This is a genomic window from Phormidium pseudopriestleyi FRX01, from assembly GCF_017313335.1.
Taxonomy (GTDB): Bacteria; Cyanobacteriota; Cyanobacteriia; order Cyanobacteriales; family Laspinemataceae; genus Laspinema; species Laspinema pseudopriestleyi.
Genome location: NZ_JAFLQW010000221.1, coordinates 1 through 16,713, shown reverse-complemented (window position 1 = coordinate 16,713; position 16,713 = coordinate 1). Strand labels below are relative to the sequence as shown.

Here is a 16,713-nt window from a genome sequence, read left to right as displayed (position 1 = left end):
GTTTATCAGCCCGGTGGGACCCTAAAAGGGGTGTTTGCTATTAATATTTCCTTGGGTCAATTGAGCGACTTCTTAAATAGTTTAGAAATTTCTCCAGCCGGGGCAGCTTTTATTGTAGAACGCTCAGGAACTATTGTGGCAAGTTCGGTGGTGGAGAATCTGTTAGTTGAGGGTGAGGCCGGACAAACTGACTCTCCTGAAAATCCGAACCGACTGTTAGCGGTTGAAAGTATCAATCCAGCCATTCAAGGCACTGCACGGGAATTATTAGCACGATATAACAATCTCGATGGGATTGAGAGTCCCCAGACTTTTAAATTTTCCCTGAATGGCAAAATGCAACTGGTGGCGGTGAATCCGATCCAGGATGGTCGCGGTTTGGACTGGCTGATTGTGGCGATCGTTCCGGAATCAGATTTCATGGGGTATATCTATAAAAATACTCGCAATACGGTTGTCCTTTCATTAGCTGCATTGGTCGCGGCGACTCTGCTGGGAATTGCGATCGCCAAGTGGTTGATTAAACCCATCTTGCGACTCAGTGCCACCGCTCATGATATCCAATTAGGCAATTTTGACCCCAACAGTTTGACCGATGTCACCAACCGTTCCGATGAAGTGGGTCAGTTGGCCCGAATCTTTGAAGATATGGCGAACAAAATTTATGCGCGTGAACAAGGGTTTAAAGACCAGTTAAGTTTGCTGCAAACCGAAACTGATAAAGCTAAAAAAGCCATGCTATTAACTCAGATGAGTGATAGCAGTTACTTTCAACAGTTGCTGGTTAAATCTAAGCGGAGTCGCAGTAGAGCCGAAGAATTTCAAAAAATAAATATTGCTGAATTGTTACAAAAAGTTTCTTATTTTCACAGTTTCAGCGACACCGAAATTCAACGGCTCATTGAAATGGGATATCGCAAGATTTTGTATCCAGGGGAATATGTTTGTCGGGAAGATGAACCGGGAGATGCTTTTTATATTATTCTGGAAGGTTCTGTGGAAATTTTTGTGGAAAAAATTGATAAATTTCTCACCAATTTGGGCGTCGGCACTTTTTTTGGCGAACTCTCTTTACTGCTGGGAATTCCCCGAACGGCGACGGTGCGCACCCGAGAAGATACGGTTTTATTTGTGCTCGATCGCGAAGGGTTGCAAAAACTCTTAAGGAACTATAAAGATTTAGCCGAACAAATTGCCCAAGCTTTGCACGAACATAAAGCCGAATTAGAATCGAGAAAAGAACTGCTGCAAAAAATGGGTTTATTGGATGACGAAGAGGGGTTCAATCAAAACGCCTTGGGCTGGATTCGCAACCGAATGGCGACGTTATTTGGCTTGTAATTTATATCATCATCAGACAAAAGCAAGAGTATGGCAACTACAGTAATCAATACAATAGTCTCAACGAAAGAACTCCATTTCCAACCCGGAGGAGTACCCGCCTCGTTTGAAGTCACGGTGGTGAATGGCAGCGATCGCTTTGCCAGCTTCCAAGTCGAACTCGTTGCCGCAGGTGCTGCAGCCGATCGCAATGGCGACTGGTACAGCATCTCCCCCACCGCCAGCAGCAAAAAACCCCGGGGTGCCGCGACTCGGTTTCAGGTCTCCATTCTCGATACTCCAGTTCCGGGATTTGTCGGCATGATGAACCTGCGGGTGCGTGTTTTTTCGATGGAACTCCCAGATGAAACAAGGGAAATTCTGCGGTTAGTCGTCGAACGGGGTATCGGTGCGACCCCGTTGCAACTGGAACTCCCGGTCAAACAATTTCAAATTAATCCCGGGAGTCGCCTAGAAGTGCCGGTGCGGGTTTATAACCCGGGTCAACTTCTAAGCAATGCTCTCCTCACTGAGAAGGCGATCGACTCCAGATGGCTCCCCCTTTCCGGGGAACGACGGTTACAAGTGCCTCCGGGTAAATCGGTGGAAACCACTTTTACCTATCAACCTCCCTTTGGTGCGATCGCCCCCAGTCAAGCCTACCCCTTCATCATTGAAGCCGCCCATAATAATGGCCCTGCCTCGTCAGTCAGCGGCACTCTGGAACTGATGCCGATGGGGTTTGTAGACTTTAGCGCCACTCCCAAACAACTGACCATCCCCCATAAACGAGCCTGGAAATTTTGGCAGTCTCCCCCGGTTACCTACAGCCTGATTGCCACAAATGCCAGCAATTTAAACCAGGAAGCAACCCTGGAACTCGCCGGAGAAAATTCCCCAGAATGTGATTTGACCCTAGTCCCGGAAACCAGTGCGATCGCCCCGGAAGAAACCGTCGAATTCCAGTTAACCGCCCGCAAAAAGCGTCCCTGGTTCGGGAAAAACCGTCAACTCCTCCTAGAATTAACCGGGATTTGGTCCGATCGCCGGGTGGATATCCGCAATGAACATCACAGCCTAGAATTAGTCGTTAAACCCGTCTTCCCTCTGTGGTTACAACTCCTAGGCGGACTCTTCCTCCTTTATCTCCTCTGGTGGTTATCCTGGATCAATGCCAGAAATCCCTTTTTTGGACATAATGAACCCGTCAACACCGTAAAATTTAATGGGGTGGGGGAAAGACTGATTAGCGGTTCCAATGACCAAACCCTTATCGAATGGAACATCAACGGATTTTTTAACCCCATCGTCAACCAAGAACTGCGGAAATTCCCCAACAAAGGAAACCGATTCTGGCAATGGCTGACTCGTCCCTTTCAAAACCAAGGCAATTGCCAATCCCCTGGATGTAGCGATTCAGTTGCCGAAAAAGCGATGCGGGTTGTTCAGTATCGCCCGGTTAACAACAATTGGGTGGCAAGTGGATTAGAAAATGGGGAAATTCACCTCTGGAATTTAAACGAGAACCGACCGGACCCATTTCGGTCCTTTGTCTATCAGAAAGATGACCGGGTATTTGCCTTAGAATTTACCCAGGATTCTCGCTCTTTATTTAGTGGTCATGGCAGTGGGGCGGTCTTACAATGGGACTTGAGAGACGTGGAACGCTCGGCAGCAACTCCCGAGGCGATCGCACCCAACCTCATCAAACAATTTAACTTTGCCGTTTATGCCCTGAAATTGGTGGGCAATAACGATCGCACCTTAGCCGTAGCAGGACAGTTGAATCAGTTTGTGCTCTGGAATTGGCTGGACAACACTGAAACAGTCGTGCCCTACCGGGAAGGGGGAAAGGATGCGTATATTAACAGTCTGGATACTGCCGAGTTCCATCCTAACCTGCTCGCTACTGCCGATAACCAAGGATATATTACGGTATGGAATATGCAGCCCTGTTTGAATGGGGGCGCAGATTGCCAAAGAATCGAACAATGGAATGACGGTCACAACGGCCAACCCGTGCGATCGGTTGCCTTGAGTGAAAATGGCTGTTATCTGGTCAGTGGTGGCGATGACGGCAGGGTTATGTTATGGCCACTCAACACCGATGGCAGTCGTGCCGGGCCCCAGGGAGAGCAAATTATTCGGGCTAAAAATAAAAACTTTAATAGCGTCGATATCAAAGTAGTTAATGACCTTATGTTAATCGCTGCCGGTAGTGATGATCAACAAGAGGTCCGGGTAGAATCCTATCCGCGATTACCGAACTTGGGATGCGATTTACAAGATTGAAGTGGGTCTATAAAAACCCGCAAGAACCTCACTCCCGACGCCACTCTCCTTGGAAAGGAGAGGGGGGACAAGAGGTGAAAATGGGTAAAGACGGGTAGGGCGGTGTCAGAAAGAAAGTAATTAGACTCGCCATTTCAGGCCAATAGAGGGATTAAGAGGAGCAGAACAATGGTCATGCAAGGTTATACGCCCAAGTCGGGGCAGATAGTCAATGGATTTGAAGACAATAATGGCGATCGGCTGATGATTCGTCCGATTGGGATTATCCTCAATCCCGCAGGCGTTGCCTTAGTCACCGCCTCAGAAGTCTTAGAACTCACCGCAACCATCACCAATCAAGGTTCCGTCAGTGCCATCATTGATGTTTTCATCGCAGAAACCTCCCAACCCGTTCATCAATGGTTCGTTTCTCCTCGGGAACGACTGGCCTTAAGTCCGGGACAAGCCAGTGAAGTCGTGTTTCAGGTGCAGATTCCCGTGGATGCCATCCCTGGCATCTATGACTATACCTTGGTCATTGATGCGCCCCAACATTACCCCGAACAAACCCCTATTGACCAGAAGGTGCGACTACAGGTCATGCCCTTCATTCAAGAAGCGCGGACTGTCAGTGACCCGACCTTTACCCTCCAACCCTCCACCAGTTCCGTCTCCCCCGCCCTCCTGCAACCGGGACAACCCCTGGAACTCCAGGTCACGGTTCATAACCGTTCGGATCGGGTAGACCGCTTTTTTCTCACCTGTCCGGACCTGGAATCCCGGTGGGTTACTATCATCTATCCCGAAGGGTTCCAACAATCCGGCATGGTAACCTCCCAGGAAGGTCTCGAACTCAATCCTGGGGATGTCGGTCAAATCCTGCTGTTTATCAGCCCTCCTCCCGATACTTGGGCCGGAGTTTATGCCCCCACAGTCCGGGTTTACTCGGCTAACTATCCCGACCTTGCCCTGTTGGATGTGGTTTACCTCCAGATTGCTCCTTTGCATCTGGTCACTGTGGAACTACTCTCCCTCGTCGCCAAAATTAAGAAAGAGGCGGGACTGTTTGAGCTGCGCTTGTCTAATCAGGGCAATGTCACCCGCGAGATTGCCGTCCATGCCAAAAGTACCGATGAGGAGGACATTTGTACTTATGCGATCGCCCCCCCAGTGGTGCGACTCTTGCCTGGAACTTCCGTTACTGTTGGGGTTTCGGTCAAACCGACGAAGGGATGGCGGCCTTTCTTCGGGCGGATGATTAATTTCAGCATTGAACTCGAAGACCTCCAACGGTTCCCTTTAATTAGCGATCGCTTTCAAGCCTCTTTATTCTGGGAACCTCGTCCCTGGTGGCAATTCTTACCGATTGTCATGCTCATGTCAGCTAGTGTTGCTGCCCTAATTTTTCTGATTTGGTGGCTGTTAACTCGTCCCCCAGTGCGCGCCCAGGTGATGCAATTTTCCCCGGAAAGTAACTCTTATCAAGAACTGAATAATGAAGCCATTCGCCTCAATTGGACGATTTCCAACCCCAATCACCTCAAAACCATAACCGTAGTCGGGTTTTCTCCTGATGGACTGGTCCGGAGTGGACCATTTATTTATGAACTTACCCCGGGATTACCGAATTCCCTAGACCGGTTTTGTACCCAAGGGCAACAACTGATTTGCCGCAATGTCTGGACTGACGCCAGGGAGGCGGGGGATTATGTATTTGAATTGACTGCAATTCCGATTAATCCCAAGGCAGAGACGCAAACAATCCGCACCAATCCCATTCGGATTTTACCCCTCCCCAAACCCAAAATTGAGGAATTTTCCTCCACTCAACCTGTCTACCAAGAGCGTCTGTTACCCCCAGAGAGTAACCCCGCCAACCCCACAGAATCTCAGACAACGGCGAATCGACCCGCCAACCCCAGTCATCGGATTCTGTTAAATTGGACGCTTTCTCATCCGGATCAGATTCAACAAATCAACTTGCTCGGGTTGGGTCCTGATGGAACGGTTAAAAGTGTAGAAAAGCGCTATAACTTTGCCACCGGAATTCCTGAAGAGTTGCGGGGATTTTGTGGAGAAAACCCCGCCAGTCGCCAAGTGATTTGTGCCAATGTTCCCACCGATGCCATTCAACCTGGGGACTATATTTTTCACTTAACGGTTATCCCCAAAAAAGGACAACCGGAACAGTTAGAAACCCGCCGCACTAATACCCTCAAAATTCTGGCCCAAAAGATTCCTAGCCGTATTGTGGAATTTACCTTTAATGGACAACCGGCTCCCCCAAAATTGGTGCGACAAGCCAATCCCCAACAAAATTCACTGATGATTTCCTGGAAAGTAGAAGGGGGGAACGGCGTGAAAGTTGAACTGCTACCGGCCCCGGGAACGGTCCCGAGGGAAGGGAGAATGCCCTATCCGGTGAGTCAACAAGCGGGCAGTGAAACGATTACTCTACAAGTCACAGATGAAGAGGGCAACCAACAACAGCGATCGGTGATTATCGAAACTTTAGCGCCCCCGCCACCCCCAGAACCAGTGCAGGTTCCACCCCCTCCGGCTATTCCACAAGCACCCGCAATGGTTCCCACGGATGGTGCCGCGACTGGCGCAAACGGCGACCCGGTAGCTCCCTCCGCACCCTCTGCACCCTCCGCTTCCCCCGCACCCGGTACTCCAGATGCCGCTTTGGTCATTCCCGCACCCCCCACCCCGAGTGATGCGGTTCCTCCCCCACCACTCCTAGAACTCCCCGTTCCTGGGGCAAATCTCCCCGGTGGTGTGAATGGTGCTGCCCCAGGACCTACCCCCGATGGTGCTGCCGAGGGAGCAGAGGAAGCGGTTCAAGAACCCGGTCCCAAGTTCTTTGAGACTCAACCCCTTGCGCCAGCCGAATTGCCTCCCCAATTCAATTAAATTGGTTATTGGTCATTGGTCATTGGTTATTGGTCGTTGGTCATTGGTTATTGGTCGTTGGTTATTGGTTATTGGTCGTTGGTCGTTGGTCGTTTGATATGTCGGGCTATGCCGGGGGGAGAGGAGCTTACAAGAGTAGGTTTTTGCGTTTATGGTGATTCGCCTTACTATGAACTGCAGCGACGGTCCCCGGACCTTGGCAAGGGGAGGGTTAGGGTGGGGTCTTCATGACGTGGCAAAGCCACGTCACGCACTCACTGGATGCGATCGCACCTGTATGGACACTCCCCACCCACCGATTCCACGCGCAAGTGCGATCGCACGTCACTATGACCCCACCCTAACCCGGACCTTGCCAAGGTCCGGGGACCGGAGGTAAAAAACCTGCTCTTGTAAGGGGGAGAGGAGGGGGTTTAAAAAATATCTATCTTGAGCGCAATAGTTATGTTGACTCGCAGAAAAACAGGTTAATGAACATGAAAAAATCCCGCCCGCCCATTCCCATCTTTTGTTATTGGTCATTGGTTATTGGTCATTGGTCCTTATTTTCCCTGATTTATCTCCCTCATCCTGTCTTAGCCGCCCGGGGTTCGGATGTCACTAAATTGCAAGAAACGGGTCAATGTAACCGCTGCAACCTGCAAGAAGCAAATCTGATGGGAGCGGAACTTCAAGGCGCGGATATGTCCGACTCTAACCTGAGATTGACCAATCTCAGAGGGGCTAAACTGGATGGGGCTAATTTAGCGCGATCGCGAATGTTCCAAGCGGATTTCAGCAATGCCACCCTCGGCAGCGCCAACCTGGAACAAGCGCACTTACCTCAAGCTAAATTCAACGGTGCAACCTTATTTAGAGCCAACCTCAATCAAGCAAACTTAGAAAAAGCCGAACTTTTAGGCGCTAATCTAACTTCTGCCAATTTAGAATTCGCTAATTTAAAAGAAGCTAATTTAGAAAATGCCGATTTACAAGACGCCACTCTTCCTCTGGCTAATTTAGAAAAAGCTAACCTCAAAAATGCTAATCTAAAAAATGCCAACTTATCCGGCGCTAATTTAAAACAAGTTGACTTAGAAAATGCCAACTTAGAAGGCGCAAATCTCAGTAGTACCAACTTAGAAGAAGCCAAACTATTTAGAACAAATCTTAAAGAGACTATCGTTAATGATGAAACAATTTTCGATAGTAGATGGCAGTTTATTTGGACTGTTGTTAATCAACCATTAGTCAATCAAACCCTTGCCGGAAGCGACTTATCGGGCGCAAATCTCGAAGCAATGAACTTCACAGGCATCAATTTTGAGGGTGCAAATCTGGAGGGCGCTTCCTTATTTATGTCTAATTTAGAACGGGCGAATCTGACTGGAGTTAATTTAACTCAGTCTTATCTACATTATACCGATTTAACTTCAGCTAATCTCGTCGGAGCAAATCTGCATCGGGCTGATTTACGCCATAGCATCTTATTGGGTACTGATTTAACTCGGGCTGATTTGAGTTATGCCAATTTCCAAGGAGCAAATTTGAGAAATAGTAATCTATTTGCTGCAAATTTAGAACAAGCTGATTTAGGGAATGTCAACTTGTTGGGGGCAAATTTAGGAAATGCCAATTTACGGGATATTAAAATCAATGAACAAACATCCATAGAAAGTCAATGGTTGTTTATTTTAGACTTAATAAAACAGGGGGCGGAAAACCAAGATTTAACCGATGCCAATTTGGTAGAAGCCAATTTGAGCGGGATTAACTTAAAAGGGGCGAGACTGACGAATGCCAATTTGCAAGGAGCCGATTTAAGTCTGGCGAATCTGGAATCAGCCCTTATGTTTGGGGCAAACCTGCAAAATGCCAATTTAAGTGGAGCGAATTTAACTGGAGCAAATCTGGGCGGGACAAATTTGACCGGGGCAAATTTAGAAGGGGTGGATTTGAGTCAGGTTTATTTGTGTAATGCGATTATGCCCAATGGCATCGAAAATCGCTGCAATTGAAGAAGAAAATCCAGACATCAGATGACTTAAAACAGGGAAATATTATGAATAAACAGCTAGGCAAAACCGGAAGAAAGTCAGTAAAAATTGGGGTATCCCTTCTCTGGATAATGGTGGGGATGGGGGTGGGAGGCGGCAACTCTCGGTTACTGGCACAGGAGGGGTTAGAGGATTTTTCCCATTGGGCGGGGTTATGTCGAACCTTGCTGGAACAAGGGCAATATGAGGAGGCCGTGGCTGCCTGTGATGCGGCGATCGCCTTGAATACCAATGACCCCATCGTTTGGAGCGATCGCGCCGATGCCTTATTTGCCTTGACCCAGTATGCCGAAGCCGTCGCCTCCTACAACCAAGCGATCGAACGAGACCCCAATAATTCCCTCTTACTCACGAAACGCTGTTCCGGGGCAGTCGAACTCAGTCAATATGATGAGGCAGTCGCCTCCTGTGACACCGCCTTACGCATGGATAACAACTGGGAAACCCAATCCCCTGCCGTCGCCTGGTATCATCGCGGGGTCGCCTTAAGTCGTTCGGGTCAAATCGAAGAAGCCCTCGCCTCCTATGAATGGGCGATTAAAATTAATCCTAATTATTCCATTGCCTTAGCGGGACGATGCGGCATTCTTGTCGAACTGGGACAAGGTGCAGAAGCACTGACGGCTTGCGATCGCGCCTTGCAAGTCAATCAAAATTGGGGAACCCTCAACCCCGCCGTCGCCTGGGCAAACAAAGCCAGACTATTAAAATCCCAAAGACGCTATGACGAAGCCTTAGCTGCCTACGATCGCGCTTTGGGATTGGAACCCAATGATGCTATCTCCTGGACGGAACAGGGGATTATCCTCGGCATCCTCGGCAGACATCCCGAAGCGCAACTCTCGTTCCAATGGGCGGTTAAAATCAATCCCGAATCTTCCTTTACCTTGCTGCATCAATGCGCCAACTTGAACCGATTGGGCAGCTATGAACCGGCCAAAGCGGCTTGTGAAATGGCACTACAGGAGGGAGATGGCAACTGGGGCGACTTGGGACCGGCTTATGCTTGGGTGCAGTTAGCCAATGCGCTCACAGGACTGGCAAATTATGAAGAAGCCCTGGCTGCTTCTAATAAGGCGATCGGACTGAATCCCCAGTTAGCCGATGCTTGGAGTAATCGCAGCGTTCCTCTATGGCATTTGAAGCGAGAACAAGAAGCTTTAGCGGCTACGGAACGGGCGATCGCGATCGCCCCGGGTTCATCCTTAGCCTGGTTCAACCAAGGGCGAATTCTCACGGGATTAGGCCGCTATAACGAAGCGGTGGATGCGTACAATCGCGCCTTGAGAGGGGATGCCAACGTAGGCGATCGGCCCACAATGGCGGATATTTGGGTGAATCAGAGTGCCGTCCTCTATCGCTTAGAACGCTATGCTGAGGCCGTTGCTTCTGCCGATAGCGCCCTCGGAATGGCTCCAAAATCTGCCCCCGCCCTCTATAATCGCGCCCTCGGACTGATGGCACTGCGCCGCTATGGAGAAGCGGTCACGACCTACCAACGCGCTATCCAAATCAATGCTGAAAATGCTGATTTTTGGGCGGGGAAAGGGATTGCTTTGCGATTTTTAGAAGAGTATGGGGATGCTTTAGCGGCGACGCAAAGAGCGTTGGAGTTGAATCCGAGTCATTCTCAGGCGTTGATTAATCAAGAGATTATTTTGGAGGAGATGAATCAGCCGGATCCGACTTCTCGGAATTAGGGATGGGGAGGGAGGGGGAATTAACCACTGATTTCACGGATTGTCACAGAGGGGGGGAGAGGCGATCGCTGAGGGTCCCAAATTATTGTCGCTAAAACCCTAGACAACTGAGCCGAGAAGTGCCAAAATAAACTATTGTTCTCTCGTTGCTTATTTTTTGCCATGCTAGTTGGAACTAAAGAAGTCGCCAAATTACTGGGAATTTCCTGTAGCCGAGTCACCCACTTACTCCGGAAGGGAAGAGTTTATGGAGCCTATAAAATTAGCAATGTTTGGGTGATTCCCCTGAAAGATGGAATGCCCGTGCTCAGCAAGGGGAAGCGCGGCCCAAAGCCCACGTGGAAAGCCTTGCGCCGGGAGGTGATGACTTGTATTCATGTCAACCGGACTCGGATTAGCCAGAATTACAAGCATGGGGAAAATCAGCCGGTCATTGGGGTTAAACGCGGCAACAGTAATCAATATGGCTATGAGGTTGAAGTGACCGGGCCCTGCCGAGTGGTCTATCGACCGGATCAGCCGAAAGACTGTGGGGCGAAGGTTTGGATTGAGACGCTTTCAGAGGTGAAGTGTGTGGCTTAGGCGATCGGGCGGTTGGGTTAGTCTTTCCAGAGGTAAGAAAGTGGCTCTGAGGAGGAGAGGTTGCGGGGGATAAAGTCAAAAGTATTGTTATATAGGGATTAACTGGCCAAGGTTTAAGCTTTATTAGGATTTATTTATAAATTGGCTTTTTTGTGTTAGGTCATCGGTACAGTCCTGTAGAGACAAACCGGGTTTCTTCACAAAATTTCTGCCTGCTTTGCCGCTAATCACGGCGTTAAAACCCGGTTAATTGTCTTCTTTACGGAATCCCTACCTCGAAACTCTAGATCATCTGCATCGCTTCATCAGTAGATTTTTTTTGAGTCGCGACTGATTCAATGATATCCCCCAGCATCAATGATGTGTAATTAAACAGAGTGACAACTTCTGCGGTGGCTTCTTCTGCAAGGAGGTTAGTCGCAGGTAAGGTTTGAATATAACGGTGATGGATCTTTGGCTTATCCGCTGTGATACTGAAATGACCCAAGACACTTTTGTTGTTGACTTCTAAAAGAAGTTTATAAACATCAGGATAGGCTTGGGGGTGAATTTCAAAGGGAAGTTCTAAGAAATATTGTAACAACAGGAGATTTTGGGTATCTTCCTCGTTTAACGGGTAGAAGGTACAAGCCATTTCCCTCACGCGATCGGCAGAATCATGATCCAGTTGAGCTACCAGAGTATGATAGGGAATTTCAGGCGATCGCTCGATCAACTCAGCCGGATATCCCAACCCTTGAATAATCTCTTGGAGATATCCTAATTCAACTAAATGCCGAGCATAAATTGCTTCTAAGTTCATCTAAAACTCCCGCTTGTACAATGATTTGAGAATCAAGGATGCTTGTTCATTGGGTTTCCCATTGAGACGATAGAGTGCCTTGGGTTCGCATCCGGTGGCTTGAATAAACAGTTCAACCCTAGCACTAGACACCGGGAATTGCTTCAGTTTGCTCGCCTTATCTTCCGGTTTATCTCCAGGCAGAGGAACATGATCGTTCAGTTTATTGACCATTTTAAAGATAGTGGCGGTATGTCGTTTCCGTTCCTTCAACTTGGCTATATCTGATTTATTGGCATTAAACAGCCATTGAGAAAATGTCCCCGTCTCTCCCTTAGCTTGACTTTCTGCGGCTTTCTCCCGACCATATTGTTTTAAGGCACGGAAGAAGGGCAGACTCATATCAACCCCCGCTGCACTCGCTTTCAGCGCAACCCCAGCTGTTGCCCCAACCCCTGTTAAGTTAGCAATACTGCCCGCAATCTTAACGGCATCAGAACTCAGGTGAATTGATTGGCGAATAATCCGCTTTTGGTTGCCTGACTTGAGTTCATCAGCTAGATCGACTTCTTCAATATCTTCCTGACTTAGTCCAGTCTGCGTTGCATAAGCGTCCATTGTCCCTTGCTTCGTCGTAATCTTTGTTGCGGCTTCATTGATCTTCACGGTAGTGATGTTAACTTTCTTTTGTAACTCCCCTTTTTCTTTGCGGACTCCTGAGCGGAATAGAGTGCAATTGAGCTTTTCATTAATCCCCTCAATTTCTTTTTGCTTGGCGTTGATTTGGGTAGATTTCAGTTGAATTGTCTGCTGATTGGCTTGAATGGCTGCTTGAGGATTTTTTGTACCTGTCAGCACTCTATTTTGTTGCTCCAACTGGAATTTATCCTCTTCGAGCTGCTTCCGTTCAGTTTCTAATTTCTGCTGTTTATTTTCTAATTCAGTTTGTTCTGTAGACAGTGTATTAATAGCTTGCTGGCGAGATTGATTTTTCGCTTCTTTAGCACTTTTACGGGTTTCCAGGTTGGTAATTTCAGCCCGTTGGGTCGCATATTGTTGTTTGGCCGCACTGATTTTTGTTTTATCGCCTTTCCCTCGGGTTTCTAACTCTTGCGTAAGATTCAAAGAAACTGTTCGCATCTTACTCCAGTGGTAAGCCGATGTCGCCAGATAATAGCTTTCTATGATCATCTTGACGGCATTGATGGCAATATCAAGTCCAGGAACAGCATCAGCCAACCCCCCAACCGGGCCATTAAAAATTTCAATAAAGCTCTTAATGCTGTCCACAACGCCTTTTGCTGTTGACAAAGCACCGGAAATAATATCCGATCCCACTTTGGCATACTCGGTCTTGCCAAATTTCTCGTCACTCGACCACATTTTAATCAGGTCAATCACACTTTTAATCGTCTTAACCGCTCCTGCCAATGTTTCAAAGGCGCTGGCAAAACTACCACTCCAGCCACTAACCTCTTTAGCGTTTTTGGCTCCAGTAGACTCGCTTTCTGAGGCGGATGAAATTATCCCACTAATTCCAGCCGTAGCTTTACCGGAATTGACAATGATTCCATTCCAAATCATGTCAACCCAATCCCCGAATTCTTTCTTACTCCCCACTAAACCTTTAATGGACAAAGCCATCCCGAGAAGGCCACCTGCGGTTCCTAAAGAGCCAGAAGAGATGTCAACATCCGTCGTGGTGCTCCCTTTCTTTTCCATTTCTTTGCTGAAGTCATCTAGACTGTCCTTGCTGACACTGACGGCTGAATCATTAAATCCTCCTAACAGGTCATCTTCATTTTCAGGATTTTCAGCATCTCCGACCGTAATCCCTTGGAAAATTTTAGTGGATCTAATATACCCATCTCCGTGAGCATTGCGATACCATTCAATTTTCCCGTCTACATCCTTAATATGATCGCTATCATTATCACTAATTTCAATCAATTCACCCGGAGCAATATTATCTCCTACTGTGCCTTTATCTTTCCCACCAACAACCTTGTGGAGACGAGTTTTATCGCTGATGACCATACCCTTGCATTGCACCAAGGTGGTTGAGGTTTGCAGGGATTGATGAGCTGCCTTGATGAGAGGGCTATTACTTTGGCGCTGCACTGTGGGGCTGCTGCCCTGTTGAATGGTGTGGGTGAGTTCGTGAGCGAGTAATTCTTTCCCGCTGGAACTACTAGGATTGTATTCACCCTGCTTAAAAAAGATATTATTCCCCGTGGTGAAGGCCCGAGCGCTCAGGGAACGGTTGAGTGTGTCAGCCGTGTTATTGGTATGAACTTTGACGCCACTGAAGTCAGCGCCAAACGAGCCCTCCATCTGGCGACGAATCGTTTCCCCCAGAGGTATTCCACTACTTCTGGCTTGATTAATGGTGCTTTCCAAGTCTGATGAAGCTGCTCCTCCCTCTACGGCTTCCCGGCGTTGCACCGTCAGTCTCATGATTGAGGGTGTGGAGAACAATTGACGCTGCACAGCATCCCCACTCCCGTTTTGACCCGGAGGTGTGGGGGTACTAATTTGTTGGACAACTTTTCGGGCAATCGTATCGGCTTCTTGCTCGTATTTATCATCCGGTGCGCCGATGGTGAGTTTGGGTTGGATGGGTGGGGGTGCAGAAACATCGATGCGCGAGAGGCGGCTTCCCCCAACTTGTCCCGGTTCTGCTTTAGTTTGTAATTCTGGTGCGGCAGGCATCGCAAAAGGATGGGGTTTGAACATCCCCGTGGCAGAAGTCGGTGTAGCGTTCGATTGTCCTTTTTTCTGGATGTGCCGTCCGGTTGCCATAGTCTCGCCTCAGCGATCGCATTGATAGAGTATTTTGTCTATTATTTCATGAGAGGGTAGCTTGGGTCTATTCGACTAAGGTCTAGGATTAGATTGAAGAAGTAGATTATTAACCACTGATTACACTGATTTTCACGGATTTGGAGAGGGGCACGGAGTGGGAAGGGTTAGAGGATTAGGCGTTTGATTTTTAGGCTGGGTTCGCCGAAGTTGAGGAGGAGTCCGAGGCGGAGGTGGCTGCCTTTTAAGTAGTTGATGACTTGCGCTTGGAAGTTATTGTTTAAGAGTTGAACGGCTTTGGCTTCGATAATGATTTGGTTAACAATGTAATTTAATCCCTCCGCTGGCATTTATTTAAAATGGGTAAGAAATTGGGCTGGAAAAGATTGGCATAGTCAATAAAAACACTAGGCTTTTATCCTTAAGGATAGAAGCCTAGCGCATTCTGAATGCGATCGGATAATTTCCTGACTCGGTGGAGACGATTACTGAGACAGGCTCACTCCATCAAAGTTCTGCAAAAAGCTATCGAAGGTTATGGACACAAATCCATCATCAATATTATCCACTGCCCCCTTTTGAGTATCGCTCCCCCAGGGGTTCCGTACTAGGATCGTTTTCGTGCCATTCTGATCCACAAAAGCATTGTGAACACTGTAGGCATGGCCGCCCACCAGCCTACCCTGAGATAGCTGCTCGGCATTTGAGGTTGTCCCAGTCATGACATAGCGACCCCCATTCAATGTGTTTTGAATGTTTTGAAAGATTTCATCGGGGGTAATATTCCCTAATAAACGATAACTATTGCTGACCTCCTCACTGAACTCGATTAGAAAATATTCGGTATTATCTTGGGAATAATTCCAGCTAATCTCTTGGATGGCTTGACCAGTGACTCGGCGGAGGGGAAGCCCCCCGACATCACCATTTCCTATCACATCATAGCCATTGCGACCAGTCTCCTCACCCCGCCACTTCGCATAGGCTCGTTCAAAAATTGAGGCCCAGACGGGTTGCCCCGATGCTTGGTCTGGTGAAACAGAATCATTGCTCCACTTTGCCCCAAACAAGAGAGACTGATCGATTGGCACTTGGTTATCCACAGTTACTGTGGCCGGATTACCCGTTTGGTAGTTGTAGAACCGGAAGGTATAGTTATTGCCATCAGTGGTAATCCCATTGCTGAGGACTGGACTGGTTGCTAAGGCAGCGGTGCTGGGATCTTCTATCTTGCCGAAGGTAGCGGCCAAGGCTGCCAGAAAGGCGCAGGACCCAAATCCGCCTTGGTTCAAGTTATTGATTTGAATGGGAGAGATCTGACCCCCGGTTAGGGGTTGGTAGGTAAACTCATGGAGCGTGTCTTTTGTTAGGCCAGTATCACTCCGCCCGCCTTTTTCCAGAAAGACTGGCTCTGGCAGGGCGTTAGAATCCGAAGACAAATTGTTCGTTCGGATAGAACCCGAAGACAAATTGTTCGCCGCATCCAACTCAACGTTACTGCTGGTACTGGCACTACGGACTGCTGTGGGAGTCGGCGTCCCCGTGACTATGGCATTTAGGGTATAGTCGCCAAACCCCGGAGAATCCACACTGGAGGCATAGACCACATACTTGCCTCCTTGGGTTGTAGTGAAACTCACTTGAGCGTCGTAGTTGCCGCCTTCGGTGTCGATATCATCGTTTTCAGCAATTACTGCGCCAGTGAGCAGATCCACTACGGTTAGATAAGCATCAAAATCCTGTGATTCCTGAGTCACTGTCACTGTTAACCCGGCCCCCAGTTCTGGCAACAGGTAGGGATCGGCGTAGTTGTCCTGATCGTTGGGATCGAAGTCATCGTTGAGATCAAGCTGACCCTTCCTGGGGATACCGGGGAGCAGGGGGTTATAGCTTTCAATGCCGACGCGACTGCCCGGTTCGGAGATGGCCAGAATTTCGTAGGGTGTTGCCGCTCCAGGAGCAGTGACATTGATGTAATAGGTGCCGCGGTTGATACTGTTGAGCTGGATTTCATTTGTCCCCTGGACAATGACTTCATCGGCGTCTAACTGGTCGTTGCCGTTGCGATCGCTCCATAAGGTCAGGCTGAGATCCGCCTCCTGGTAATCGGTAAAGATATCTATATATCCCCCAGCAAATACCTCCAGGCGATAGGTATCCACGGGATCGCTGCCGCCAACATAGTCATGCAATTCTACAGCGCCGTCTGCTTCTAGGTTGCGTGCGCTACTGGGGCGATCGCCTGCTAAATCTCGGGCTACTGTTCCGGCAACTCCGGCTAAACTTAGGATGTAGCTGGTATCTC

The 16,713-nt window shown here is 48.5% G+C and carries 11 protein-coding genes; 7 read left to right on the top strand and 4 right to left on the bottom strand.

Going from position 1 to position 16,713, the window contains the following annotated elements:
- The 7 genes from J0895_RS08050 to J0895_RS08025 all read left to right on the top strand — a co-directional run.
- Positions 1 to 1,341 (top strand): cyclic nucleotide-binding domain-containing protein (locus J0895_RS08050; protein WP_207087585.1); only part of this gene is annotated, 1,341 nt, incomplete at its 5' end.
- Positions 1,342 to 1,371: 30 nt separating this feature from the next.
- Complete coding sequence (locus tag J0895_RS08045) at positions 1,372 to 3,612, top strand: WD40 repeat domain-containing protein (protein ID WP_207087584.1); 2,241 nt, start codon at positions 1,372 to 1,374, stop codon at positions 3,610 to 3,612.
- Between the two features lie 168 nt (positions 3,613 to 3,780).
- Positions 3,781 to 6,507, top strand: a complete 2,727-nt coding sequence (locus J0895_RS08040; protein WP_207087583.1) for a COG1470 family protein — start codon at positions 3,781 to 3,783, stop codon at positions 6,505 to 6,507.
- On the top strand, positions 6,486 to 6,665 hold the full coding sequence (locus tag J0895_RS26940) for a hypothetical protein (protein ID WP_422894318.1): 180 nt from the start codon (positions 6,486 to 6,488) through the stop codon (positions 6,663 to 6,665). Before J0895_RS08040 ends, J0895_RS26940 begins: the two co-directional genes overlap by 22 nt.
- Before the next feature lie 318 nt (positions 6,666 to 6,983).
- Positions 6,984 to 8,504 carry a pentapeptide repeat-containing protein gene (locus J0895_RS08035; protein ID WP_207087582.1) on the top strand — a complete coding sequence of 507 codons (1,521 nt, stop codon included), beginning with the start codon at positions 6,984 to 6,986 and terminating at the stop codon, positions 8,502 to 8,504.
- Between the two features lie 44 nt (positions 8,505 to 8,548).
- The gene (locus J0895_RS08030; RefSeq protein ID WP_207087581.1) at positions 8,549 to 10,243 is read left to right on the top strand and encodes a tetratricopeptide repeat protein; all 1,695 of its coding nucleotides are present in this window, start codon (positions 8,549 to 8,551) and stop codon (positions 10,241 to 10,243) included.
- Positions 10,244 to 10,405: 162 nt separating this feature from the next.
- Positions 10,406 to 10,825: a helix-turn-helix domain-containing protein gene (locus tag J0895_RS08025; RefSeq protein ID WP_207087580.1), complete on the top strand. Its 420-nt coding sequence runs from the start codon at positions 10,406 to 10,408 to the stop codon at positions 10,823 to 10,825.
- A gap of 283 nt (positions 10,826 to 11,108) precedes the next feature.
- Here the strand turns inward: J0895_RS08025 and J0895_RS08020 are convergent, their stop codons facing one another.
- The 4 genes from J0895_RS08020 to J0895_RS08005 all read right to left on the bottom strand — a co-directional run.
- The gene (locus tag J0895_RS08020; RefSeq protein WP_207087579.1) at positions 11,109 to 11,627 is read right to left on the bottom strand and encodes a hypothetical protein; all 519 of its coding nucleotides are present in this window, start codon (positions 11,625 to 11,627) and stop codon (positions 11,109 to 11,111) included.
- The gene (locus J0895_RS08015) at positions 11,628 to 14,408 is read right to left on the bottom strand and encodes an eCIS core domain-containing protein (RefSeq protein WP_207087578.1); all 2,781 of its coding nucleotides are present in this window, start codon (positions 14,406 to 14,408) and stop codon (positions 11,628 to 11,630) included.
- A 167-nt stretch (positions 14,409 to 14,575) separates the two neighbouring features.
- On the bottom strand, positions 14,576 to 14,758 hold the full coding sequence (locus tag J0895_RS08010) for a GxxExxY protein (RefSeq protein WP_207087577.1): 183 nt from the start codon (positions 14,756 to 14,758) through the stop codon (positions 14,576 to 14,578).
- Between the two features lie 135 nt (positions 14,759 to 14,893).
- On the bottom strand, positions 14,894 to 16,713 hold a 1,820-nt coding region (locus J0895_RS08005), incomplete at its 5' end, for a C2 family cysteine protease (protein ID WP_207087576.1).